Raw genomic sequence first — 24,720 nt, 5'->3', positions numbered from 1 at the left:
ATTATGTCTCGAGCCTCGGACTTCATTCTTCAAGATATAAGAGTCAGAAAAAAGAACCCCTGACTGTTCAAATCAGGGGTTCCATACTTAATATTCCATTATGATCGGTAAAATCATTGGGCGGCGTTTCGTTTTTTCATAGAAGAATTGGTTTAACGCATCACGCATTTCCTGCTTCAGCGTGGACCAATCAAAAGGCTGGCGCGACCCATTTTTCTTTACGATTTCACTTACTATTTCAGTTGCTTCCGCAATCATTTTTTCTGATTCGCGAACATATACGAAGCCCCTTGAAATGATTTCAGGGCCTGCTGCAATGCTTTTATCCTGACGGTTCAACGTGACAACTACAATCAAAATGCCATCTTGTGATAACAAGCGCCGATCACGAAGAACGATATTACCCACATCTCCAACACCGCTGCCATCTATCAAGATATTTCCTGCAGAGACTTTGCCGGAAAGCCCCATTTTATTGCCCTTAAGTTCGATGACATCCCCTTTTTCGGCAATTATGATGTTTTCACGCTTAATTCCCGCAGCAACCCCAACTTTTTGATGGGCATATAAATGGCGATATTCCCCATGTACAGGGATTAAGAATTTAGGATTCATCAAATTGATCATCATTTTTAGCTCTTCCTGGCTGCCATGCCCTGTTACATGCACTTTATATTTATTGGCAGATACCACTTCAGCACCTACCCTGTATAGTAAATCGACGGTTTTGGATAAAATAAGTTCACCGCCCTGCAGGGGTGATGCACTGATCAAAACGGTGTCTCCCTTTTTGATCGTTACCTGCTTGTGGGTCTGCTTTGCCATTTTTTGAAGTGCTGCAATGGGTTCGCCCTGATGACCTGTCGATAACACGACGATTTCACGGTCGTCATACTGGCCAATTTCATTAATCGGGATTATCAGCTCTTCTTCGACCTTTAAGTAGCCAAGATTCAAGGCTGTTTCATAAACGCGTTGAAGGCTTTTTCCTACAACTGCCACTTTTCTGCGACTTGCTGCCGCTGCATTGAAAACATGTTGAATCCGGTTGATGTTCGAAGCGAAGCACGCAACGATGATCCTTCCGGAGGCAGCATGGAAAGCCTCTGTAATATCTTTGGCCACAACTGCTTCTGAAGTCGTATAACCTGGCCTCTCGGCACCGGTGCTATCCGAAAGCAGGCATAGGACACCTTCTTCACCGATACTGGCCATCTTACCGATTTCCGGTTTATATAGATCCGTTGCTGCCTGGTCGAATTTGAAATCCCCTGTATAAACGATTGCACCTTCACGAGTGTGGATCACGACTCCGACAGAATCGGGAATGCTATGGTTAGTCCGGAAAAAGGACACGGCTGCTTGAGGGAAACTTAAAAGGGAATCCGAATCGATTTCAGTGAAAGTTGCCCTGCCGTTAAAGCCATCTTCCTTTAATTTCGTTTTGATTAAAGCAAGTGTAAGCTTAGTCCCATAAACAGGAGCCGGTAAATATTTCAAGACATAAGCAAGCGCTCCCATATGGTCTTCATGACCATGGGTAATGAATATCCCCTGCACCCGTTCCTTATTATCCATCAAATAAGAAATATCTGGGATGACCGCATCGATTCCGAGCATTTCGTCTTCCGGCAGCATTAATCCTGCATCAAGAAGATAGATGTCCTCGTTCACCTCAACGACGTACATATTTTTACCAAGCTCCCCTTGTCCTCCAAGAGAAATCACTTTTATTCCATTATTTTTATCTTTACCCAATCGAATATCCTCCTTAAAAAATCCCGTTCATAATTTCCCAATGATTTCATTATAACCGATGTTCAAAAAACATGACAACACTTACCATTTTCAGAGGTACTTTTTCATATAATTCAAAAAAACAACCTATTATGTAAGAGATGTTTCAATTGATCATAAAAAATTCCAATACTATCATCCCGAAATCGGAAAGTATATCCCGTTCATATAGATCATTATGTAAAAACAAGCCAATCTTCAACGATCAGCTTGTTCCGTGTCTTTTTATTTTTTTAATACCTTGGTTAATGCCAGGCGTTCCTGCTCCGTCAATGGCACGATTGGGAGTCTCACCGATCCAACGTCAATTCCATATAACTGAAGAGCTGTTTTGACAGGTGCAGGGCTTGGCGCTGCAAACAAACCTTTTATAAGCGGTAACAGTTCCTGATGCAGACGGGCTGCCTCTTTCAAGTTCCCACTGATGAAGGCCTCCACTATTTTCTGCAGCTCCTTGCCAGCAATATGTGAAGCAACCGATACTACACCCACACCACCAATCGCCAACACCGGTAGTGTTAAAGCATCGTCCCCGCTATATAATGCAAAATCTTCATCCGTGCCGGCTATGATTTGGGTCATAGCGTTTAAATCCCCGCTCGCTTCCTTAACGGCTACGATATTAGGAATTTTCGAAAGGCGGATGATCGTTTCCGGTTCAATGTTAACTGAAGCCCTCCCAGGGATATTATATACCATAACAGGGAGCTTCGTACTGGCTGCAATAGCCTTAAAATGCTGGTACAGCCCTTCTTGATTCGTTTTACTATAATATGGGGCAACCAGCATTATCGCATCGGCGCCATTTTGTTCCGCCTTTTTTGTCAACTCGATGGAAGCATACGTATTGTTGCTTCCTGTACCCATGATGATGGGCACACGTTTTTCAACAACCTTAGAAACATGACGCAATAACGCGATTTTCTCCTCCGAAGATAAAGTTGGAGATTCCCCTGTCGTTCCCGACAGCACAAGCGAATCGGTTCCATTCGTTAATAAGTAATTAACCAATGAAGTCGTCTTTTGAAAATCAATATTTCCCTTGCTATCGAAAGGGGTGACCATCGCGGTTGATACTCTACCAAATATCATCATCTAACACCTCTTTAATTTTTAAAACATTACTTAATAAAAAACCTGATTATTGGACTTCCCCTTCATGCAATTGAAATGCATAGTGCAGGGAATTAACGGCTTCTATTAAATCTTCTTCTTTTACGAGTACCCAAATTGTCGTATGGCTGTCCGCTGACTGGAGAATGGCAATTTCCTTTTCGGAAAGCGCTGTGACAATCTTCGCTGCCACGCCAGGTACTCCATTGATGCCTGCACCGACTACCGATACCTTGGCACAATTCCTTTCAATGACCGGTTCATGACCAAGCTCGGCCAAAATCGAGAGGGCAAGTTCTGTCATCTCTTCCGATACGGTATAAACTACACCACTTGGATATATATTTATAAAGTCAACTGAAATGGAGGCATTTGCCATCGCTTTGAAAACTTCAGCCTGTAGATTATATTGATCTTTTTTCGCACGGACCTTGATTTGAGTGATCTTTGGTACATGGGCAATCCCGGTCACAAGCCTTTCACGTATGTCACTGCCCTGGCTTCCCTTGTTCATGCCTGTAACAAGGGTTCCCAAACCTTCGCTGTATGTTGACCTTATCCGAATCGGGACTTTCGCCTGCATCGCAATTTCAACAGCTCTCGGATGAATGACCTTCGCCCCTTGATATGCCATGTTGCAAACTTCCGTATATGAAACGATTGATAATGGACGAGCTTGATCGGCAATCCGCGGATCTGCTGTCATGATTCCTTCCACATCCGTAAAAATATCGACCCGTTCAGCTTGCAATGCGGCACCTAATGCAGCTGCTGAAGTATCACTTCCACCACGGCCGATGGTCGTGATGTCACCATTTTTAGCAGCTCCCTGGAAACCTGCTACAACGACAACATCCTTCACCTCAAGTTCTTTCATGAGGCGATCGCATTTCATTTCGATTATTTTCGCACTGGAATAGTCGGTATTCGTCATGAATCCTGCTTGAGCTCCAGTATAAGCAACCGCATCAATACCATGTTCCAAGAGCATGTTAGTAAATACTACAGATGATATCGTTTCTCCGACAGACATAAGTAAATCCTGTTCTCGCTTTGAAAGGCTGGCTTTGGCTCCATTTACAAGGGAAAGTAAGGTATCCGTTGCATAAGGATCCCCTTTTCTTCCCATTGCTGATACCACAACCACTACTTTATATCCTTCTTTAATCGCTTTTTCGATATGCCCCTTGGCAAATGAACGGCTTTCCTCATCACGAACGGATGTCCCACCGTATTTCTGGACGATAATTTTCATAATATGCACCCCAAATATAAGCCAGCTCCCCGATCCGGGAAGCTGACAAAAACTCTCTATCCTATTGGAATTTATTTTTCTGTCGAGTTCATTAAGAATAAATTATTACTTAACGGTAACCAAACCTAATTTCAAAAGGCTTTCAGCAATTTGAACGGAATTCCAAGCTGCACCTTTTAATAGATTATCGGAAACCACCCATAAATGGAAGCCTTTATCTTCATCCAAATCTTTGCGAATTCGACCGACGAATACATCATTCTTGCCGACGGATGAAGCAGGTGTTGGGTAAACTTGTTGTTCCGGTTCGTCTTCCAACACTATTCCAGGTGCCGTTCTCATTAAATCCTTGATTTGAGAAGCCGCTATGCCTTCTTTTTCAACTTCAATGTATACAGATTCCGAATGACCTGTTACAACAGGAAGCCTCACGCAAGTTGCAGCCACTGGCAGGTCTTGCATATGCATGATTTTCTTTGTTTCATTAATCATTTTCATCTCTTCGAATGTGTACCCATTATCTTGGAATTTATCGATTTGGGGAATGACGTTAAATGCGATTTGATAATGCTTTTCGTCCCCTTTTACCGGTAATATTTTCGGATCGATCTCTTTTTCATCAAGCAAGTCGCGAGCCTGTTCCTTTAATTCATTTATCGCTGCTGCACCTGCACCAGAAACAGCCTGGTAGGTAGAAACGACAATTTTTGATAAGCCATATGTCTGGCGGATAGGCTCTAATGCCACAACCATTTGGATAGTTGAACAATTCGGGTTTGCAATGATCCCATTATGCTGCTTCAAGTCTTCTTCATTTACTTCAGGAACGACTAGCGGCACATTTTCATCCATGCGAAAAGCGCTCGTATTATCCACCACTATCGCACCGCGTTTCACTGCTTCTGGAGCCAATTCCTTAGACACGCTTCCTCCAGCACTGAATAAAGCGATATCGATGCCTTCAAAGCTTTCAGGTTTTGCTTCCTGCACTTCGATTTCTTCGCCCTTAAACGTAAGTTTGATGCCTGCGGAACGAGCCGATGATAAAAAGATGATTTTCTTAATCGGTAAGTCCCTTTGTTCGAGTGTTGAAATCATTTGTTGTCCTACTGCTCCAGTTGCTCCCACAACTGCAATACGCAATCCCTGTGTCTCAGTCATTTATACATACTCCTTTTCTATCTCTTAAATTAGTTATTTGTTGGATTTATTACTTCATGTTCAGAATATCATTTATTTTATCACATTAACATTCCAAAGGGTCGGACTTTAACAAAATATTCTGGTAGTGGAGTGGTTTTTTATAACTTCAACCCACAAATTTATGCATATATGTCAGTCGTTGAAAGCAGATCCGTGGCAAAAACTTGTTCAGGCTAAATCATCCTTGAACCTTTCGACGATGACTGGTTGAATCTGTTCCCTCTCCAGTGCCGATATGATCGTATCCCTTATCATGCTCATCCTTGCAACCATGGAACTTGGTTTGCCTGTGGGATTATCCTGGCCATATGGAACAAAATAAATATCTTTTGCTGCCATCAGCCTCATTAGATTGACACCATTTAACCCAAGTGCATCATTTGTTGATATCGCGACCACGACTGGACGGTGATTCCTCATCGTCGCTTTTGCAGCCATAAGTACAGGCGAATCGGTAAGTGCATTTGCCATTTTACTCATTGAGTTACCCGTTAAAGGAGCGATCACCATACAATCGAGTGGCAATTTAGGTCCTAAAGGCTCCGCTTTGACGATTGTATCAACGACGTGATTCCCCGTCAATTTTTCTATTCTTTCGACCCAGTCTTCGCCCTTTCCAAAACGGGTTTCCGTGTTTTGAACAGTCGATGTTACGATTGGGATGACTTCCGCCCCTTCATTTACAAGTTTTTCTATTTCCGGAAACACTTCATCATATGTGCAATGTGATCCTGTTAATCCGAAACCAATCCGTTTACCTTTGAGACTCATATCATTTTCCCCTTCCTTTTCAAGAACTCGCCTTGAATCAATAGTCCCAGTGCATTCGCTAATATCTGACCAGCTGTTTTCGGAGCGACTATCCCCGGCAGGCTCGGTGCCAACAGCGCCTTAATTCCCCTTTTTTCAGCGTAACGAAAATCCGTCCCCCCCGGTTTTGAAGCAAGGTCGATGATTAATGTATGAACGGGCATATTAGCGATGACTTTTGCGGTAATTATAGGAAAAGGGATCGTATTGATACATATATCAACATTTTTCATTTCTGCAGCAAGATCATTTAAATGAAAAGGGGCTAATGCCATTTCACTGATCCTTGCTATATCTTCGCTTTTTCTTGCCCCCACCTTTACTTTTGCTCCAAGCGCCTGGAATGACCGGGCTACACTCATACCGACCCTTCCCAGTCCTAGAACGGCTACATTTGATCCATGGATAGTAAAATCCGTATGTTGAATGGCCATCATGATCGCACCCTCAACAGTGGGAATCGAATTATAAATAGCGACATCATCACGTTCGAACAATAGAACAAGTTTGCGATCCACCTTCTTGAATATCTCATCGAGGTAATCGTTACTGATTCCTGCATAAAAAGTGCAATGTTCCGGGGTATTTTTTATCATTTCTTCAGTCAAAACAACCTCTTCACTGGAAAAGATCGTTTCTACTTTCCCATCTGAATCCGTACCCCGGACAGGTAAAATAACTGAATCCAATTCCTTGAAGTTTATATCTTCCATTTTTTCCTTAACAGCTCCGGTAAAAGCATGGTCGAGCTGTTCAAAACCTACCAATAATAGCTTTGCATCAAGCTCTGTCAGTTTACGGACAACTTCAAGCTGACGCGCATCTCCACCAATTACAGCGATTTGCATGCCTGTAAGCATTAAAACCGTCACCTTCTTTATATAAAAGATCCTAAACATTCCTTGCCCCATGATACAATTCCTTCAGGAAGCAATTCGGTTTTTGCTACATTCTCTAGTTACCCTGCCATCTTATGTTTTTACTTAAAAAACGGTGATAAGAAAAGAAAAAACGCCATAGCTATTGCCAGCTAAGGCGTTTTCGAGAGTGTATTTCAAAAAGTTCCAAGGAGTATGAAGCGAGCGTCATGATCCGTCCATATGCTCTCCGTCTTTAAGCGAAAGTCCTTCCTGAAAATCAATGATGACCATATCCGCACCGATTTTTTTTATATGTTCCCATGGCACTCTTATTTCACTGCCATTCCTTAAAAGGCCGAACCATTTGACAGATGGAATGATCAACGAGGTAATTTGTCCAGTTTCATCTATTTCCAAATCCGTCTGACCAAGGATTCCTAATCTTTCCGCCCTATTCACATCGACTATTTCCTTACCGCTCAGTTCGCTTAACCTCAATTTTGGTTCCCCCTTTTTCGTCTTCTATTCAATCTATATCCGAAAAAGGTAAACTTAGAAGGCATTTAACCAAATATTGTCCATAACACTGGACACTCCCGCATTCAAAGAAAAAAAGCCTGACCTCCCATTAAAGAAGGTTCAGACTTGTTCGATATTATTTGTCCCAATTTTCCAGCGGGCTCACTAATGACAAGGAATGTTCCGTAAAGATTTGATTTGCCAATTCATTGACGGTATCCTCAGTCACTTCGTCAATCTTGATGATGATATCATCAAGGGAACGGTGCTCACCCAACATAAGCTCATTTTTTCCGTTCCGGCTCATGCGGCTATTCGTGCTTTCAAGGCTGAGCATCAAGCTTCCTTTAAGTTGCTCTTTGCTATTCCGTAATTCCTTTTCCGTAATGCCATCCCTTTTTAAAGTATCCAATGTTTCCTGAATGGTTTCATACAGGCTGTCAAGCTGATTTGTGCCTGTCCCCCCATATACTGTCACCATACCGCTATCTTGATAGCTGGAATGATAAGAGTAAACGGAATAGGCAAGGCCGCGCTGCTCCCTGACGTCCTGGAATAGACGGCTGCTCATGCTTCCCCCAAGGATATTATTCAAGGTAATCAGGCTGTATGTTTTATCATTGCCGATTTCCAATCCGTTGTAACCAAGGCATAAGTGGGCTTGTTCCGTATCTTTTTTACGGGTGATCCTATTTTCGTGGAAGGAAGGTTTGACCAATTCAAGACGGTCATCCCCTCCTTGATAAGAGCCAAAGTAGCTTTCGACTTCCTTGATCAATTTTTCATCCACATTTCCGGCAATGGACACGACTACCTTATCGGGTGTATACATGTCATGGACGTATTTTTTTAATGTATCACTATTGAAGGTTTCAAGCGTATTTTCCGTCCCTAGTATTGGATAACCAAGGGGGTGAGTTTCATATACAGCCTTGCTTAAGAGGTCATGGACAATATCATCTGGTGTGTCTTCGTACATTTTTATTTCTTCATAGACGACATTTTTTTCTTTTTTCAATTCTTCCCCATCAAATGTTGAGTTGAAGAACATATCAGCCAGGATTTCAAGCGCATAGCTTGCATGGTTATCCATTACTTTAGCATAATAGCATGTATATTCTTTTGAAGTGAATGCATTCACCTGTCCACCGATACTATCGAACGATTCGGCAATTTCACGCGCATTTCTCTTAGTTGTCCCTTTAAAGAACATATGCTCCAGAAAATGTGAAACCCCATTCAATTCTGGCGTTTCATTTCTTGAACCTGTTTTGATCCATACTCCAATTGCCGCTGAACGTACAGTTGGAATATTTTCCAATACAATTCTAACTCCATTTTGACACGTGTATTTCTTAATCAACTAACATTCCTCCCAATCATTCTATGCTGATATCGTTACCAATACATTATGGATTCGATCGCTCTTCATCTACTGCTTCCGAAACGGTAACAACATCTAAATCTTTCTTTTTTATTTCAATTATTAACGTTTCCAATGATTTTGCAGTAGATTCAGTCGGATGCATCAATATAAATGCTCCAGGGTGTACCTTAGAAAGCACTCTTTGTTGAAGGACTTCAGGGCTTGGCTTTTGCCAGTCGATCGTATCCACACTCCACATGGCGGTCTCCATACCGAAAGAATCCGCGATTTTCACCGTTTCATCCCGGTAGCTTCCACTTGGCGGTGCGAACCATTTCATTTTCAAACCTGTCACAGCTTCAATGACTTCATTCGTTTTTCGAATTTCCTCACGTGTAGCTTGTGCGGATATGTTTTTCATATCTGGATGTGAATAAGAATGATTTCCAATTTCGTGCCCGCCACCCTTAATCATCTTGGCCAATTCTGGATTTTTCTTGGTCCAATTACCTTCAAGGAAAAACGTGGCCTTAACATTATTCTTTTTTAACACGGCCAACATATCTTGTAGGTATTCATTCCCCCAGGCCACATTGATTAAAAATGATACCACTGGCTTTTCGGGATGGGCCCGGTAAATGGGCGCCGGCTCCAGATCCTCCATATGTATCTTTGCAGGGACCTGCTGAAATACCAGCTTATTCTTATCGAACACGCCCTCCTTCTTCATGGCTTTATACGAATCATCAATATTTACCTTCAGGCCGTTATATGCAGGAACGGTTTTCCAAACAGAATCTATTCGTGCATCCTGTGGTGCAATCTCATATTTTTTTGTTGATTCTTTTATTTGTAAAAGAAGCTCGTCTTCTTGCTTCATAGAAGCAACTGAATCATCGGTTAATTGGGTCAAATAAATTTGTGTATATGGATTTTGCACTAATAACCATGATATACCTGCAATGGCACTTATCGCAACTATCTGCTTCCATTTATTATTCATTTTTTACGCCCCCTTCATACCAAAATGTATGAAGAAAACGGACAAGGTAGAACATGACATCCTTTTGACGCCATTCTCCCCATGGATATTCCAATACCTTTAAACAAAAAAAGCATGCAGATTCACAAGGAATCGCATGCCGGATTTCTATTTTTCATTACGATTGAGAAGGGTTGGCTGCCTCTTTTTGCTCTTTCAAGACTGCTTTACGGGAAAGGTTAACCCTTCCTTGCTTATCGATCTCAGTGACTTTGACCAATAATTCATCGCCAAGTGAAACGACATCTTCCACTTTTCCGACTCTTTCTTCAGCCAGTTCAGAAATATGTACCAAACCGTCTTTACCATTGAAGATTTCAACGAAGGCACCGAACTTTTCGATACGTTTAACTTTACCTAAGTATAGTTCGCCCACTACGACTTCACGTACGATATCTTCAATGATTTTCTTCGCTTTTTGAATCATTGGTTCATCAGTAGAAGATATGAATACCGTTCCATCTTGTTCGATGTCGATTTTCACGCCAGTTTCTTCAATGATTTTGTTGATATGTTTTCCGCTCGGTCCAATGACATCACGGATCTTATCCGGATTTATGGACATTGTAACGATTTTTGGAGCATATTTGGATAACTGCTCACGCGGTTGATTGATCGTTGACATCATTGATTCCAAAATGTGCATCCGGCCATGTTTGGCTTGAAGTAAAGCTTCTTCAAGAATCTCTCTTGAAAGTCCTTCAATCTTAATATCCATTTGTAGGGCAGTAACACCTTTTGAAGTCCCTGCGACTTTAAAGTCCATGTCTCCCAGATGATCTTCCATACCTTGAATATCCGTTAAGATTGTATAGTGCTCACCTGATTTGACTAGGCCCATGGCAATACCGGCAACTGGAGCTTTCAATGGAACTCCGGCATCCATCATTGCCAAAGTGCTTGCACAGATACTTGCTTGTGATGTTGATCCGTTCGATTCAAGGACTTCAGATACAAGTCTGATTGTATATGGGAAGTCTTTATCGTTTGGAATGACAGGCTCCAATGCTCTTTCACCAAGTGCACCGTGACCGATTTCACGGCGTCCTGCCCCACGGATAGGACCAGTTTCACCTACACTGAAATGCGGGAAATTATAGTGATGCATAAAACGTTTTGACTCTTCGGTCCCAAGTCCGTCCAGAATCTGCACATCACCAAGTGCACCTAATGTACAGATGGATAGTGCTTGGGTTTGTCCGCGTGTGAACAATCCGGAACCATGTGTACGGGGCAGAATGGTGACTTCAGATGATAATGGTCTGATTTCGTCAGGATTACGGCCATCCGGGCGCACTTTTTCTTCCGTGATCAAACGGCGGACTTCGGATTTAACCAATTTATTAAGGATTTCTTTAATTTGCTTTAATTTTTCTTCATCAGTTTCTTCTTCATAATGAACCAATACACGATCTTTTACTGCTTTGATCGCGTCTTCACGAGCATGTTTTTCCTGAACTTGTACAGCTTTGTTCAAGTCTGCTTCACATAGGCCTTTCACTTCTGCTTCCAGTTCAGCATCCACTTGGTATAAAGTGACCTGCATTTTTTCCTTGCCGATTTCAGCAACGATTTTCTCTTGGAATGCAATGATCTTCTTGATTTCATCATGTCCGAACATGATTGCTTCAAGCATTGTTTCCTCTGGTACTTCATTCGCTCCGGCTTCAACCATGTTGATGGCATCTTTAGTGCCGGCAACCGTCAGATTGATGTCACTTTTAGCTAGTTGGTCAACAGTAGGGTTAATAATGAATTCATTATTGATTCTCCCCACTACAACTCCAGCAATCGGACCTTCGAACGGAATATCGGAAACTGAAAGTGCAAGGGAAGAACCTAGCATGGCTGCCATTTCCGTAGAGCAATCTTGATCGACACTCATGACCATGCTGATGATCTGAACATCGTTCCTGAAGCCATCGGCGAAAAGCGGACGGATTGGACGATCGATTAAACGGCTTGCAAGAATTGCCCTTTCACTCGGTCGTCCTTCACGTTTGATGAAGCCTCCCGGAATTTTACCGACTGCATAAAGTCTTTCTTCGTAGTTGACTGTCAAAGGGAAAAAGTCAACATTTCTAGGTTCCTTCGAAGCTGTCGCAGTACTTAATACAGCAGTTTCTCCATAACGGACTAAAACTGCCCCGTTCGCTTGTTTGGCTAATTGCCCTATCTCTACCGTTACATTACGGCCGGCCCAGTCAAATGAATACGTATGTTTTTCCTGTCCCATTTATTAAACCCCTCTCTGAATCTTCACTTAGAGGCTTAGTTTACCTAAACCTGTATTGGATTAAATCATTTATATGTGAAAGTAACTAAACTCGAGTTAAAACCAAACTATTCCTATTATGCACGAAAAAAACAAGCATTAACAGTAAAATGAATAAAAATTTCATTCATTTGATTATGTATATCCTGATCATTTATAAATGGAAAAGGACCCGGCTCCTGCCGAGTCCCAAGGACGAAGGCCCAGCCTTAAGTAGAACACGTCCAAATCATTTGATTAACACCAAAAAAGCGGGAAATTTCCCGCCTTCCTGAAAAAATTATCTACGTAGACCTAATTTGTTAATTAGTGTACGGTAACGAGTAACGTCTTTGTTACGTAGGTAAGTTAAAAGATTACGACGTTTACCTACCATTTTTAGAAGACCGCGACGTGAATGGTGGTCTTTTTTGTGTGTGCGTAAGTGATCGTTCAAGTTGTTGATTTCTTCTGTTAATACTGCGATTTGAACTTCTGGAGATCCAGTGTCAGTATCGTGAGTTCTGAATTCTGCGATAAGTTCGTTTTTGCGTACTTGTGTAATTGCCATGTTATTATTCCTCCTAAAATTCTGTAAAATCACCAATTACCGAGCCAGCGTCGGAGTCTCGACTAGCCAAGCAATGGTTATTTTCATACATACAATAGAATACATGTTTTTCGTCAAAATTGCAAGTCTTGTCTTTTATGCTTCAAGCTTTGCAAAATAGGCTATTGCATTTTGCTTATCCGTTTCGATCTGTGCGACCAATGCTTCAAGTCCGGGAAATTTCTGCTCACTACGAAGCCTTGTATGCCATTCAACCGAAACCTGGTTGCCATAAATATCTCCCGAGAACTCCAAGGCATGGACCTCTACAGTGGGATATTTAGGTTTTTCCTCGTGGAACGTAGGTTTGTATCCGACATTGCAAACCCCGTTATACCATTTACCGCTTATTTTGATCCTGACGGCATACACGCCTGCAGCAGGGAAGATATAATCGTCACTTACTTCAATATTAGCGGTGGGGAAACCCAACTTCCTGCCCCGCTTTTCACCGTGAACGACATGACCTTTCGTTAAATAGCGTCGCCCAGCCAAATGATAAAAGTCGGAGAAGTTGCCATTACCGAGAGTTTCCCTGATTCTCGTCGAGCTAACCTTTTCATCTTCAAGTGTCTGTTTTGCAACGACTGTCTGCGAAAATCTGCCCTGTGCGTAAACAGGCAAATCTTCCATCGACCCTTGACCATAGCGACCGTATGAATAATCAAAGCCTGCAACTACATGACGGACATTCAGCCCGGCAATGTATTCGTCAACGAACCGTTCCGGCAGTACCGAAGCAAATTCCTTGCTGAAATGGACAATGAATAAATAATCGATCCCCATCGACTCTATGATATCCACCTTATCTTCAAGTGGAGTGATATAGCGGATATTTTCCGTTTTCCTACCCAGTACTGCAGAAGGATGCGGGTCAAATGTCATGACTGCTGACTTAAGATTCATTTCATCGGCTTTTTGCTTGGCGGTTTGAATGACAATTTGATGGCCTTTATGTATGCCATCAAAAAATCCAAGCGCCATTACAAGCTCGGGAAAATCATCCGTATTAAATTGATGAGGATGCTCTATTGCGATCACTTTCACCTTTCAATCTCCTCTTTCCGGCGGTAAAACGGTCTATATTTCTTGTGCCAATACTTTTACAGGTTTAATTAATCCCTCTTTTGTCGGATGTATTTGATAAATGGCAATGGCCTTATCTGCTGGATCGACCATCACAAATGGCATTCCTTTTTCAACAACAACATCCTTTGTTTGTTCCAATACCGCCCCGTTAAGTACTTTCTTTGCTACTTTATCACTAATCTGAAATTTGGGCAAATGAAATAATCCCCGCTCCAAAGGCAACAGAAATTCATCCGTTTGACCATTTTCCATGAACTCTTCCACTTCAGAAAATGTGAAACAGTCCTCCTGCTTAAAACCTGCTGATTCAATACGCGTCAAGTCTGACATATGAGCAGGAAAACCCAGTTCTTCCCCCATCATGACTGCAAGTGTCCGAATATACGTTCCTTTGCTGCAATTTACGCGAAAACGAAAAGATATGGTTTCCCCTTTAAATTCAGAACGATCATCGAGAAGGGTAATATCATAGATGGTGACCTCCCTTGTCGGCCTCTCCACATCTATCCCTGCACGGGCATATTCATATAATTTCTTCCCGTTCACCTTTACCGCTGAAAACATCGGCGGCGTCTGTTCAATTTTTCCAGTCAATGATTCAAGCATCTCCAGAATCCGTTTACGCTGAATCACTTGATCAACCTTTTTCTCTTCGACTTTTTCTCCGCTTGCGTCTTCAGTTGTCGTTGAAAAACCAAGGGTCACTTCTCCTTCATAAGCTTTACCGGCTTCTGTCAGATATTCGGCTATCTTTGTTGCCCTGCCAATACAAATAGGTAAAACCCCTGTTACATCAGGATCTAAAGTACCTGTGTGACCAACCTTTTTTGTCTTTAAAATCTTTCTTAATTTAAAAACACAATCATGGGATGTCAATCCCTTGGGTTTCCATAATGGAAGAATACCGTTCACGCTTTCACCTCATCTTTTATAAAACACCTTAAACGATTATGAACCCCGTCCCGAAAGGTGTCTTTCCTTTTTTTATATTCGGTTTCAAAAAAAAGAGACCGACTTCAAGAAGTGCAAAGCACTTATTGAGTCGGCCTCCTTTTACTGCTTGCTTATTCCTCGTCTTTTTCAGCCGGTTTATCCTCTGAATTGATTTGGGAAATCAACGACTCGATACGATTACCATAATCGACCGATTCATCAAATTCAAAAAACAGCTCAGGGGTTTTGCGCAGGCGGATTCGCTGCCCAATTTCTGAACGCATGAATCCTTTTGCCTTAGCTAGACCTTGCAGGGTTTTCTCCCTTTGTTCCTGGTCACCCAAAACGGAAATATAAACTGTTGCCTGTTGTAAATCGCCTGTAACCGCGACATCCGTCACTGTAACAAATCCGATTCTTGGATCTTTAATTTTTCGGCCGATAATTTCACTCAGCTCTTTTTTCATTTGTTCGCCAACACGATTTGAACGAAGGCTCATAATATCACCTCGATAGCCTAAAGCCAGTCTATATCTGTTATTGTTCGCTCTAGTTCCGGAAAAGAATCTAGAAATTTAAGGGCATTTTGAAGTTCCCGTTCAGTAGCCTTCCTTGAGGATGTTACGGTTACGATTGAAATCTTTGTCCGCTGCCATAAATCCTGAAAATCGGTCTCTGCTACAGAAATATTGAACTTCTGCTTAAGCCGTGTCATGACACGCTGAAGCACGGCCCTTTTTTCTTTTAAAGAATGGGTGTCATGGATGATGCATTCACATTGGACGGAGCCAACGATCATTTACGTTCGATCTCTTCCATTACATACGCTTCAATTACATCGCCTTCTTTAAGGTCGTTGTAATTTTTAATCGTAATACCGCACTCATAGTTCGTTGCCACTTCTTTAACATCATCTTTAAAACGTTTCAATGCATCAATTTCACCTTCGTAAATGACGACACCTTCACGAATTAAGCGAATTCCGCTATCACGTGTAATTTTTCCTTCTGTAACGTAAGAACCGGCAATCGTACCAACCTTAGATACTTTGAAAGTCGTACGAACCTCAGCCTGACCGATAATTTTTTCTTCGAATTCAGGGTCAAGCATCCCTTTCATAGCCGACTCGATCTCTTCGATCGCTTTATAGATGATGCGGTGTAGACGGACATCAACATTTTCTGATTCAGCTGCACGCTTCGCATTCACGTCAGGACGGACGTTAAATCCGATGACGATCGCATTCGAAGCAGTAGCTAGGATGATGTCAGACTCTGTAATGGCACCAACGCCTATGTGAATGATTTTCACTTTAGCGCCTTCCACTTCTATTTTATTCAGGGAAGCGGCTACTGCTTCTGCAGAACCTTGAACATCAGCTTTTAGAATGATGTTCAATTCTTTTATTTCCCCTTCTTTCATTTGTTCGAACAAAGTATCCAGGGTTACACGGGATTTCTCATTACGTTGTGAAGCAAGTTGTCTCTGTGCACGCACTTCCCCAACTTGACGGGCCGTTTTCTCATCTTCAAAGACGATGAAGCGATCGCCGGCTTGCGGCACTTCGTTCAATCCAGTGATTTCAACCGGTGTTGAAGGACCTGCATCCTTAACACGGCGTCCAAGATCGTTGACCATCGCACGAACACGTCCGAATGTATTACCGATAACAATCGGATCCCCAATTTTCAACGTTCCGTTTTGAACAAGCAATGTGGCAACCGATCCGCGCCCTTTATCCAAACGTGCTTCGATAACCGTTCCATTTGCTTTACGAGATGGATTCGCTTTATACTCCTCCACTTCACTGACAAGAAGAATCATTTCAAGCAAGCTATCGATACCCTCACCGTTCTTAGCTGAAATTGGTACGAAAATTGTGTCTCCGCCCCATGCTTCAGAAACTAAACCATGTTCTGTCAATTCTTGCATGACACGGTCCGGATTGGCAGCTTCTTTATCCATCTTATTTACAGCAACGATAATTGGAACTTCTGCCGCTTTAGCATGGTTGATCGCTTCAATCGTTTGAGGCATGACGCCATCATCCGCAGCGACGACAAGAATGGTGATATCGGTAACTTGTGCACCGCGGGCACGCATTGTTGTAAACGCAGCATGACCTGGTGTATCAAGGAATGTTATTTTCTTATCGTTAACTTTAACTTGATAAGCACCGATATGCTGAGTGATTCCGCCCGCTTCGCCTTCAGTGACTTTTGTATGGCGTATAGAATCAAGCAATGTCGTTTTACCATGGTCAACGTGACCCATGATCGTCACGACAGCCGGACGTTCAATCAAATCTTCAGAAGCATCCTCAGTGACAAGTGATTCAAGGTCTGTTAGATCGACACGAATCTCTTCTTCGGCCACTACACCGTATTCCGCACAAATCATTTCAATTGCATCTTTATCCAAAGTTTGGTTGATAGTTGCCATAACACCAAGCATAAAGAGCTTTTTAATGATTTCAGAAGGTTCACGGTGAAGTTTTTTTCCAAGTTCCATAACCGTCAAAGACTCATAAAACGTAATTTTCTCTGGAAGTTCTCTTTCTTTACGTTTTGTAACAGGTGCCTGAGGCGCTTGTTGTCTTTGTTTATTATTTTTATTCTTGTTATTGCGACCCTTGTTGAACTGGCCGCCAGTTGGTTTTTTCGTCCCTACAGGTTTAACTGGTGGTTTCTTCTTCAGTTTTTCTTTATTGACAGTGCTCTTTTCATCCGCTTCGGCTTCGTACTTCGCAACCGTAGCGTTAGCTTTTGGCTCTTGGCTTTTATCTTCGTTTTTAGGTTTGATTGAATCGTTTAATTTATTTACAGTTGAATCGTCTAATGCTGTCATATGGTTTGTTACCTCTATATTCATTTCTTTAAGTTTATTTATTACATCCTTGCTTGAAACGTTCTTTTGTTTTGCATATTCATATACACGCAATTTTGTCATACGTTCACCCCCGTAAAATTTAATCGAGCAGCGTTCGGAGTTTTTGTGCAAAACCTTCATCCAGAACTGCGACGGCAACTCTAGCATCCTTACCTATCGCATGGCCGAGCAATGACCTGCTTTCGACTCTTTTTAAAGGAACCTGATAAAATGCGCACTTATCAGATATTTTTTTTTCAGTGTTTTTTGAAGCGTCCGCGGATAAAATAACAACTTTGGCATTACCGCTTCTAATCTCTTTAACCACTAATTCTTCACCCGAAATTAGCTTGCGTGCTCGATTGGCCAAACCTAATAGAGACATCCATTGTTGTTGTTGGGTCATGGTGTTAGTTTTTCTCCTTATTCACTAATTCGAGCAATTGTTCATAAAGGGAAGAATCGATTTGGGTACTAAGGTGATTAGCCAGCACATTTTTCTTTTTGGCCAGCTCGATAACATCCCGATCAAGAGTCAAATAAGCTCCCCTTCCAGATTTCTTACCGGTCGGATCCAGGCTGACTTCCCCTTCTTTAGATCGAACGATGCGAATGAGTTCTTTCTTCGGCTTCATTTCGCCTGTCGCCACACATTTACGCATCGGGATTTTTTTTCGGTTATTCATCTTTTTTCACCTCGAATTACTCGTTATCCTCTTCGAAATCTGTTTCCTCTTCAGTAACATAACTATCTCTGCTCAAAAGGAATTCCTGTTCTTCCACAGGATATATACCAGCTTCGCGGGCTTCCGTTTCACTCTTGATATCTATTTTCCAGCCTGTAAGCTTTGCAGCTAAACGGGCATTTTGTCCACGCTTACCAATTGCCAGGGAGAGTTGATAATCCGGTACGATTACAGTCGTCGCCTTTTCCTCTTCTTTAACAATGACCTCAAGTACTTTTGAAGGGCTTAAAGCATTCGCAACGAAAATGACCGGATTCTCCGACCATTTGACGATATCGATCTTTTCACCTTTCAATTCGTTGACGATGGCCTGAACACGCTGGCCTTTTTGGCCTACACAGGAACCGACAGGATCGACTTCTTCGTTATCGGAGTGCACGGAGATTTTTGAACGGTCGCCTGCTTCGCGGGCAACTGACTTGATCTCGACTGTTCCATCGAAAATTTCAGGCACTTCGATTTCGAATAAACGTTTTAAAAGGCCAGGATGTGAACGGGATACAAAAATTTGCGGACCCTTGGAAGTCTTTTCAACTTTAGTGATGAAAACTTTAATGCGGTCATGCGGTTTATATTGTTCATTCGGCATTTGCTCATTCACCGGGAGCAAAGCCTCGATTTTACCTAAGCTCACATAAATGAATCGGGAATCCTGGCGTTGAACGATACCAGTCATGATATCCTCTTCACGATCGATGAATTCGGCATAAATGATGCCCCGTTCCGCTTCACGCACCCTTTGAGTGACGACTTGTTTTGCTGTTTGTGCAGCAATACGGCCGAAATCCTTAGGTGTTACTTCCATTTCGACAACATCATCTAACTGATAGTTGGGATCAATTGCTCTTGCTTCTTCAACAGAAATTTCCAGACGCGAATCGAACACTTCGTCAACAACGTCTTTTCTGGCAAATACACGCATTGTTCCTTTACCAAGATTCAAGTCGATACGTACATTTTGTGCTTGGTTAAAGTTACGGCGATATGCCGATATAAGGGCAGATTCAATCGCGTCGATCAAAACCTCCCTGGAAATTCCTTTTTCGTTTTCTAAAATATAGAGAGCATCCAATAACTCATTGCCCATGGTGATCCCCCTTACGGATATTTAAATTAATGATTTGCTTGACTTAAGCGAAGGTAATCGCCAATCTTGCTTTGGCTACCTTTTCGAATGGTATGACGATCGTTTTCTTTCTTGTCTTGATTCTGACTTCGATTGTCACTTCTTCACCATCGAAACTGGTTAAGATTCCTTCGAATTCTTTTTCATCTAAAATGGGCTCGTATGTTTTTATGTAAACATTTTTACCGATAGCATTAAGGAAATCCTTCTCTTTTTTCAGAGGCCTTTCAGCTCCGGGTGATGAAACTTCGAGAAAATAATTTTGTGGAATCGGATCAACCTCATCAAGCTTTTCACTGAGTTTTTCACTCACATTTCCGCAATCATCAATATCTACGCCTGTTTCTTTATCAATGTACACTCGAAGGAACCAGCTTTTACCTTCCTTCACATACTCCACTTCGACTAATTCAAGCTGCAATTCTTCAAGAATTGGTAATGCTAATTCCTCTACGACTTCCGTTACCTTTTTACTCATTTGTTTCCTCCATACGTGCGTTGTATGCGCTTGGTTTCGGATTCAAAATAAATGGTCATTACAACACGAAAGAGTGGGTTTCCCCACTCTTGCCATTGGTTCCTCTTAGTATTTCCAATAAAAATATACCATAATCAAGATATTTATGCAAATATCATGTCTGTTTCTTCCTTTTTGAAATCCGTTTCCTCTTTTAAAATAAAGATAACTGATTTTGTTCAGGCAATGACTCCAGACAGCCTTGTTTATCAAGGTATTCAAGGATGGTCTTCGAAACCTTACCCCGCTGTTGAAGGTCTTCTTTAGAGAGGAATTCACCATTTCCCCGTGCGTTGACAATATTGATCGCCGCATTCGTTCCAAGACCAGGTATCGAATTGAAAGGCGGAATCAAAGTATTTCCTTCAATTAGGAATTGATCTGCACTGGATTTGTACAAGTCCACTTTAGCGAATGAATATCCTCGTTCACACATTTCCAAAGCTAGTTCAAGAACCGTCAATGTATTCTTTTCCTTTGTGGATGCATCCAATCCCTTTACCATGATTTCTTCCATTTTTGCTTTGATCGCTTGCGATCCCCGTGTCATGGCGTCGATTTCAAAATCATCGGCACGTACTGTGAAATAGGCCGCATAGTATAATAAGGGCAGATGAACTTTAAAATAGGCAATCCGGACAGCCATTAAGACGTAAGCTGCAGCATGGGCTTTCGGGAACATGTATTTAATCTTCTTACATGAATCGATATACCATTCCGGCACCTCATTTTTCCTCATTTCCTCTTCGAATTCCTCTGAGAGCCCTTTCCCTTTACGTACAGATTCCATGATTTTAAACGCCAGGGAAGGATCGAGACCTTGATAGATCAGATAGACCATAATATCATCCCGGCAGCCTATAACCTCACTTAGTGTGCAGATCCGGTTGTGGATCAGTTCCTGTGCATTGCTCAGCCATACATCCGTACCGTGGGAAAGGCCTGAAATCTGAACAAGCTCGGAAAAAGTCGTAGGTTTCGTATCTTCAAGCATCTGCCGGACAAAACGCGTACCAAATTCCGGGATGCCAAGCGTACCCGTTTTACACATGATCTGTTCTTCGGTAACTCCTAAAGATTCAGTACTGCTGAATATTTTCATTACTTCCGGATCATCGGTAGGAACGGTCTTTGGATCGATGCCACTTAAATCTTGAAGCATCCGGATTACTGTCGGATCATCGTGTCCAAGTATATCAAGTTTCAAAATATTATCGTGAATGGAATGGAAATCAAAGTGAGTTGTTTTCCACTCTGAATTCCGGTCATCCGCAGGGAACTGAATTGGTGTGAAATCATAGATATCCATATAATCCGGAACGACGATGATTCCGCCCGGGTGCTGTCCAGTCGTCCTTTTCACACCAGTACAACCGGCTACAAGGCGATCGGTCTCGGCTCCGCGCATATGGATGTTATTATCAGAGGAATACCCTTTAACATATCCATAAGCCGTTTTTTCAGCGACCGTACCAATCGTTCCGGCACGATATACATATTCTTCACCGAATAAGACCTTCGTATAGTTATGGGCCTTCGGCTGATATTCACCGGAGAAGTTCAAGTCGATATCCGGAACCTTATCCCCTTTAAATCCAAGGAAAGTTTCAAACGGGATATCATGCCCGTCTTTTGTATAAGCGATGCCACAATCGGGACAGTCTTTATCGGGCAGGTCAAACCCTGAACCTACAGAACCGTCATTGAAGAATTCGGATTTCTTGCACTCAGGACATACATAATGCGGCGGAAGAGGGTTCACCTCTGTAATTTCAGTCATGGTGGCAACGAAAGATGATCCAACCGATCCCCTCGAGCCAACTAGATAACCATCATTCAATGATTTTTTAACAAGCTTGTGGGAAATTAAATAAATAACGGCAAAACCGTGGCCGATGATGCTTTTCAATTCTTTCTCAAGACGGGCCTCCACGATTTCCGGCAGGTTTTCCCCATAAATCTTCCTTGCCATGCCATAACTCATTTCACGCATCTCTTCATCTGCACCTTCAATTTTAGGTGTGTATAACTCATCCTTGATTGGCTTGATTTCTTCAATCATATCAGCGATTTTATTCGTGTTGGTTACCACGACCTCTTTGGCTTTCTCGGAACCGAGGAAGGAGAATTCCCGCAGCATTTCATCTGTTGTCCGAAAATGTACGTCAGGAAGCTTATGACGATTCAGCGGGTTCGCGCCGCCTTGTGAATTCACAAGGATTTTACGGTAAATTTTATCATTCGGATCCAAATAATGCACATTTCCCGTGGCTACGACTGGCTTGTCCAGCTTTTCACCAAGCTTGACGATATTGGAGATGATCGTTTCTAATGATTTATCATCCCGTACATATTCAAGCTCAATCAAATGCTGATACACTTCCTTCGGATGGATTTCAAGATAATCGTAGAATTCGGCGATATCGACGACTTCCTCAAAACCCTTCTGCATCATCCCTTCAAAAACTTCCCCTTTATCACATCCCGATCCGACCAGGATTCCTTCACGATACTTTTTAAGTTGTGAGCGCGGTAATCGGGGCACACGATAGAAATAATCGATGTGTGATATTGAAATTAATTTAAAAAGGTTTTTTAACCCCGCCTGTGTTTGCGCGATCAACGTACAATGGGACGGCCGGGAACGCTGGTAAGCATTTCCTTTACCCATATTGTCATTAAGTTGATCATGATGGGTAATCTCCTTTTCCATTGCATCCTTCAGCATCTTCAGCATAAGGTAACCTGTAGCTTCGGCGTCATAAATGGCCCTATGATGCTGGGTCAAATCAATATCGAACTTTTTACATAGTGTATTTAACCGGTGATTTTTAAACTCCGGATATAAGAAACGGGCAAGTTCCAAAGTATCAAGCACAGGATTGGAAGCTTTAGGATAACCCAAGTTTTTATAACCTATATTCAAAAACCCCATATCGAAGGCTGCGTTGTGGGCAACCAGGATCGCATCGCCCGCCCATTCCTTGAACTTTTCCAGCACTTCCGAGACTTCTGGAGCATTTTCTACAAGATCATCAGTGATTCCAGTCAATTCTATCGTCGTATTGGATAGTGGGTGATGCGGATTAGCAAATGACTCGAAGCGATCAATGATGTCCCCGTCACGGATTTTGACTGCAGCAAATTCAATGATCGTATCATAAACAGCTGACAGACCCGTCGTCTCTACGTCAAACACAACATAGGTTGCATCTGCCAAAGCGATATGCGCCTCATTATAAACGATGGGTACACCATCATTTACAAGATTCACTTCGACGCCATAAAGGATTTTGATACCATTCTTTTTCCCGGCACTATAAGCTTCAGGGAATGATTGTGCTCCCGCATGATCTGTAATGGCAACAGCCTTATGCCCCCACTTTGCAGCTTGGGCAACAAGCGCTGAAGTAGGTGTCACTGCATCCATCGAGCTCATTGGGGTATGCATATGCAGTTCTACACGCTTTTCTCCTTCCGGTGCCTTATCCTGCCGTCCTTGTTTAGAAATTTCATTAATATCATTTGCGATCATTACAAGGTCACGTACGAATGTATCATTTTGAATGCTGCCTTGGGCACGTACCCACATCCCTTTTTTCACTCGGGCAAGTATGGCAGCATCTTCTTTATCACGCGAAAACATTTTGACCAATATCGAGCTCGTATAATCCGTGACTTTAAATGTCAACAGGCTTCGTCCGCTTCGCAACTCACGCACTTCTGCATCAAATACGAAGCCTTCGATAGCAATCCTGCGCTCTTCATCGATAATTTGTTCGATTCTGCGGAAATCCGCATCTTCTTTAATCGTGTAGCCAATTTTAACCGGTCCTTCGTAGACGCCATCGTCGCCGCCTTTTTCCGATTCTTTCTTCTGCATTTCCACTAGCGCAGCAAGTCCCTTTTCCGCGTCTTCCTTTTGTTTCTCTTCCAAAAACTTTTGGTAATCAGGATTCGACACCGTTTCCTTCACTTCCGCTTCAAGTGTCAACGGAGGAAAACCGAATGTTTGGTAGATATTCGAAATGATGCCGGAGTATTTTCGTTTCAGCTGACCAGCTTCCGTATCATTACGGGCGCTTACGATAAGCTTATATCCATTTACCGTTGGCACTTGTTCATTCAGAAGCGATAACAGTGCCGGAGACATGCCTTCAAGCTCGCCAATGCAGTTTTTCCAATACTCTTTTACCAATTGTTCGGTCACTTGCGGATTGGCCACATTCAAGTTGAATGTGACCTTTGCAATATGGGAAAACGTACTTGCCAGATGAGTAGCAAGTCTTGTATGAACACTGCAAGGAATCAATGCAGGTATATTAAAGGCAAAATGCCATGTTTTGGACTCCCTCTCGATTGAGAGTTTATCAATTTCGGCACCTATGAAATAATTCACAAAGGCATCCTCGGTCAAGTCCATTTGCTGGAGCAAGAGTTGAAATCTCTCTCTACCGCTATTTGGATTTTGATCCATTCCCTCTCTCCCCTATCTACTATCTCTTTAGATATTATTCACTAGCATTTTCGTTTTGATATCAGAGGCTATTATAACATATCATGAATGTTTCACTAGTATCCAAATCCATGAAAAGGAAAGGCATCATCCAAT

Annotated in this window: 21 protein-coding genes; all 21 read right to left on the bottom strand. The window is 42.3% G+C overall.

Going from position 1 to position 24,720, the window contains the following annotated elements; translation table 11 throughout:
* Nucleotides 1–87: 87 nt before the first annotated feature.
* Nucleotides 88–1,758, bottom strand: a complete 1,671-nt coding sequence (locus ACJ9PY_RS08410; protein ID WP_054396876.1) for a ribonuclease J — start codon at nt 1,756–1,758, stop codon at nt 88–90.
* Between the two features lie 264 nt (nt 1,759–2,022).
* The gene (dapA, locus tag ACJ9PY_RS08405; protein ID WP_063576877.1) at nt 2,023–2,892 is read right to left on the bottom strand and encodes a 4-hydroxy-tetrahydrodipicolinate synthase; all 870 of its coding nucleotides are present in this window, start codon (nt 2,890–2,892) and stop codon (nt 2,023–2,025) included.
* 46 nt (nt 2,893–2,938) lie between these two features.
* Nucleotides 2,939–4,165, bottom strand: a complete 1,227-nt coding sequence (gene dapG, locus ACJ9PY_RS08400; RefSeq protein ID WP_057278394.1) for an aspartate kinase — start codon at nt 4,163–4,165, stop codon at nt 2,939–2,941.
* A 105-nt stretch (nt 4,166–4,270) separates the two neighbouring features.
* A complete protein-coding gene (asd, locus tag ACJ9PY_RS08395) occupies nt 4,271–5,326 on the bottom strand; it encodes an aspartate-semialdehyde dehydrogenase (RefSeq protein WP_053534389.1) in 1,056 nt (351 codons plus the stop codon).
* Between the two features lie 210 nt (nt 5,327–5,536).
* A complete protein-coding gene (locus tag ACJ9PY_RS08390; RefSeq protein WP_034313581.1) occupies nt 5,537–6,139 on the bottom strand; it encodes a dipicolinate synthase subunit B in 603 nt (200 codons plus the stop codon).
* Nucleotides 6,136–7,038 carry a dipicolinic acid synthetase subunit A gene (gene dpaA, locus ACJ9PY_RS08385; protein ID WP_048684752.1) on the bottom strand — a complete coding sequence of 301 codons (903 nt, stop codon included), beginning with the start codon at nt 7,036–7,038 and terminating at the stop codon, nt 6,136–6,138. Before dpaA ends, ACJ9PY_RS08390 begins: the two co-directional genes overlap by 4 nt.
* 225 nt (nt 7,039–7,263) lie before the next feature.
* Entirely contained in the window at nt 7,264–7,536 is a 273-nt protein-coding gene (locus tag ACJ9PY_RS08380) for a YlmC/YmxH family sporulation protein (RefSeq protein WP_411739770.1), read from the bottom strand.
* A 157-nt stretch (nt 7,537–7,693) separates the two neighbouring features.
* Entirely contained in the window at nt 7,694–8,920 is a 1,227-nt protein-coding gene (locus tag ACJ9PY_RS08375) for a M16 family metallopeptidase (protein ID WP_411739769.1), read from the bottom strand.
* A 46-nt stretch (nt 8,921–8,966) separates the two neighbouring features.
* Nucleotides 8,967–9,926 carry a polysaccharide deacetylase family protein gene (locus ACJ9PY_RS08370; RefSeq protein WP_034313591.1) on the bottom strand — a complete coding sequence of 320 codons (960 nt, stop codon included), beginning with the start codon at nt 9,924–9,926 and terminating at the stop codon, nt 8,967–8,969.
* 157 nt (nt 9,927–10,083) lie between these two features.
* Nucleotides 10,084–12,201, bottom strand: a complete 2,118-nt coding sequence (pnp, locus tag ACJ9PY_RS08365; protein WP_034313594.1) for a polyribonucleotide nucleotidyltransferase — start codon at nt 12,199–12,201, stop codon at nt 10,084–10,086.
* Nucleotides 12,202–12,520: 319 nt separating this feature from the next.
* Nucleotides 12,521–12,790: a 30S ribosomal protein S15 gene (gene rpsO, locus ACJ9PY_RS08360; protein WP_034313598.1), complete on the bottom strand. Its 270-nt coding sequence runs from the start codon at nt 12,788–12,790 to the stop codon at nt 12,521–12,523.
* Between the two features lie 135 nt (nt 12,791–12,925).
* On the bottom strand, nt 12,926–13,876 hold the full coding sequence (gene ribF, locus ACJ9PY_RS08355) for a bifunctional riboflavin kinase/FAD synthetase (protein WP_411739768.1): 951 nt from the start codon (nt 13,874–13,876) through the stop codon (nt 12,926–12,928).
* 33 nt (nt 13,877–13,909) lie between these two features.
* The gene (gene truB, locus ACJ9PY_RS08350) at nt 13,910–14,830 is read right to left on the bottom strand and encodes a tRNA pseudouridine(55) synthase TruB (RefSeq protein ID WP_411739767.1); all 921 of its coding nucleotides are present in this window, start codon (nt 14,828–14,830) and stop codon (nt 13,910–13,912) included.
* A 152-nt stretch (nt 14,831–14,982) separates the two neighbouring features.
* Nucleotides 14,983–15,351: a 30S ribosome-binding factor RbfA gene (rbfA, locus tag ACJ9PY_RS08345; protein WP_034313607.1), complete on the bottom strand. Its 369-nt coding sequence runs from the start codon at nt 15,349–15,351 to the stop codon at nt 14,983–14,985.
* A gap of 17 nt (nt 15,352–15,368) precedes the next feature.
* Nucleotides 15,369–15,650 carry a DUF503 domain-containing protein gene (locus ACJ9PY_RS08340; protein ID WP_034313609.1) on the bottom strand — a complete coding sequence of 94 codons (282 nt, stop codon included), beginning with the start codon at nt 15,648–15,650 and terminating at the stop codon, nt 15,369–15,371.
* Entirely contained in the window at nt 15,647–17,800 is a 2,154-nt protein-coding gene (gene infB, locus ACJ9PY_RS08335; RefSeq protein WP_411739766.1) for a translation initiation factor IF-2, read from the bottom strand. Before infB ends, ACJ9PY_RS08340 begins: the two co-directional genes overlap by 4 nt.
* A gap of 19 nt (nt 17,801–17,819) precedes the next feature.
* Nucleotides 17,820–18,125 carry a YlxQ family RNA-binding protein gene (locus ACJ9PY_RS08330; protein ID WP_034313614.1) on the bottom strand — a complete coding sequence of 102 codons (306 nt, stop codon included), beginning with the start codon at nt 18,123–18,125 and terminating at the stop codon, nt 17,820–17,822.
* Between the two features lie 4 nt (nt 18,126–18,129).
* Nucleotides 18,130–18,405 (bottom strand): RNase P modulator RnpM, encoded by a 276-nt coding sequence (gene rnpM, locus ACJ9PY_RS08325; RefSeq protein WP_034313617.1) that lies wholly within the window; start codon nt 18,403–18,405, stop codon nt 18,130–18,132.
* Nucleotides 18,406–18,421: 16 nt separating this feature from the next.
* Nucleotides 18,422–19,552, bottom strand: a complete 1,131-nt coding sequence (gene nusA, locus ACJ9PY_RS08320; RefSeq protein WP_057278398.1) for a transcription termination factor NusA — start codon at nt 19,550–19,552, stop codon at nt 18,422–18,424.
* A 43-nt stretch (nt 19,553–19,595) separates the two neighbouring features.
* Entirely contained in the window at nt 19,596–20,069 is a 474-nt protein-coding gene (rimP, locus tag ACJ9PY_RS08315; protein ID WP_057278399.1) for a ribosome maturation factor RimP, read from the bottom strand.
* Nucleotides 20,070–20,262: 193 nt separating this feature from the next.
* On the bottom strand, nt 20,263–24,585 hold the full coding sequence (locus tag ACJ9PY_RS08310) for a PolC-type DNA polymerase III (RefSeq protein ID WP_057278400.1): 4,323 nt from the start codon (nt 24,583–24,585) through the stop codon (nt 20,263–20,265).
* Nucleotides 24,586–24,720: the final 135 nt, after the last annotated feature.

Source organism: Peribacillus sp. S4, from assembly GCF_046715815.1.
GTDB classification, from domain to species: domain Bacteria; phylum Bacillota; class Bacilli; order Bacillales; family DSM-1321; genus Peribacillus; species Peribacillus frigoritolerans.
Note: the sequence above shows the minus strand (reverse complement) of the source record. Positions and strands in the feature narration are given on the sequence as shown.

Bases quoted from the DNA above. Each gene is read 5' to 3' on its own strand.
- nusA (WP_057278398.1), bottom strand. From the start codon at position 19,552: ATGGGCAATGAGTTATTGGATGCTCTCTATATTTTAGAAAACGAAAAA.
- ACJ9PY_RS08370 (WP_034313591.1), bottom strand. From the start codon at position 9,926: ATGAATAATAAATGGAAGCAGATAGTTGCGATAAGTGCCATTGCAGGT.
- dpaA (WP_048684752.1), bottom strand. From the start codon at position 7,038: ATGCTTACAGGCATGCAAATCGCTGTAATTGGTGGAGATGCGCGTCAG.
- rbfA (WP_034313607.1), bottom strand. From the start codon at position 15,351: ATGAGCCTTCGTTCAAATCGTGTTGGCGAACAAATGAAAAAAGAGCTG.
- ACJ9PY_RS08340 (WP_034313609.1), bottom strand. From the start codon at position 15,650: ATGATCGTTGGCTCCGTCCAATGTGAATGCATCATCCATGACACCCAT.
- ACJ9PY_RS08310 (WP_057278400.1), bottom strand. From the start codon at position 24,585: ATGGATCAAAATCCAAATAGCGGTAGAGAGAGATTTCAACTCTTGCTC.
- rnpM (WP_034313617.1), bottom strand. From the start codon at position 18,405: ATGAATAACCGAAAAAAAATCCCGATGCGTAAATGTGTGGCGACAGGC.
- infB (WP_411739766.1), bottom strand. From the start codon at position 17,800: ATGACAAAATTGCGTGTATATGAATATGCAAAACAAAAGAACGTTTCA.
- asd (WP_053534389.1), bottom strand. From the start codon at position 5,326: ATGACTGAGACACAGGGATTGCGTATTGCAGTTGTGGGAGCAACTGGA.
- ACJ9PY_RS08390 (WP_034313581.1), bottom strand. From the start codon at position 6,139: ATGAGTCTCAAAGGTAAACGGATTGGTTTCGGATTAACAGGATCACAT.
- dapA (WP_063576877.1), bottom strand. From the start codon at position 2,892: ATGATGATATTTGGTAGAGTATCAACCGCGATGGTCACCCCTTTCGAT.
- pnp (WP_034313594.1), bottom strand. From the start codon at position 12,201: ATGGGACAGGAAAAACATACGTATTCATTTGACTGGGCCGGCCGTAAT.
- ACJ9PY_RS08330 (WP_034313614.1), bottom strand. From the start codon at position 18,125: ATGACCCAACAACAACAATGGATGTCTCTATTAGGTTTGGCCAATCGA.
- rimP (WP_057278399.1), bottom strand. From the start codon at position 20,069: ATGAGTAAAAAGGTAACGGAAGTCGTAGAGGAATTAGCATTACCAATT.
- rpsO (WP_034313598.1), bottom strand. From the start codon at position 12,790: ATGGCAATTACACAAGTACGCAAAAACGAACTTATCGCAGAATTCAGA.
- dapG (WP_057278394.1), bottom strand. From the start codon at position 4,165: ATGAAAATTATCGTCCAGAAATACGGTGGGACATCCGTTCGTGATGAG.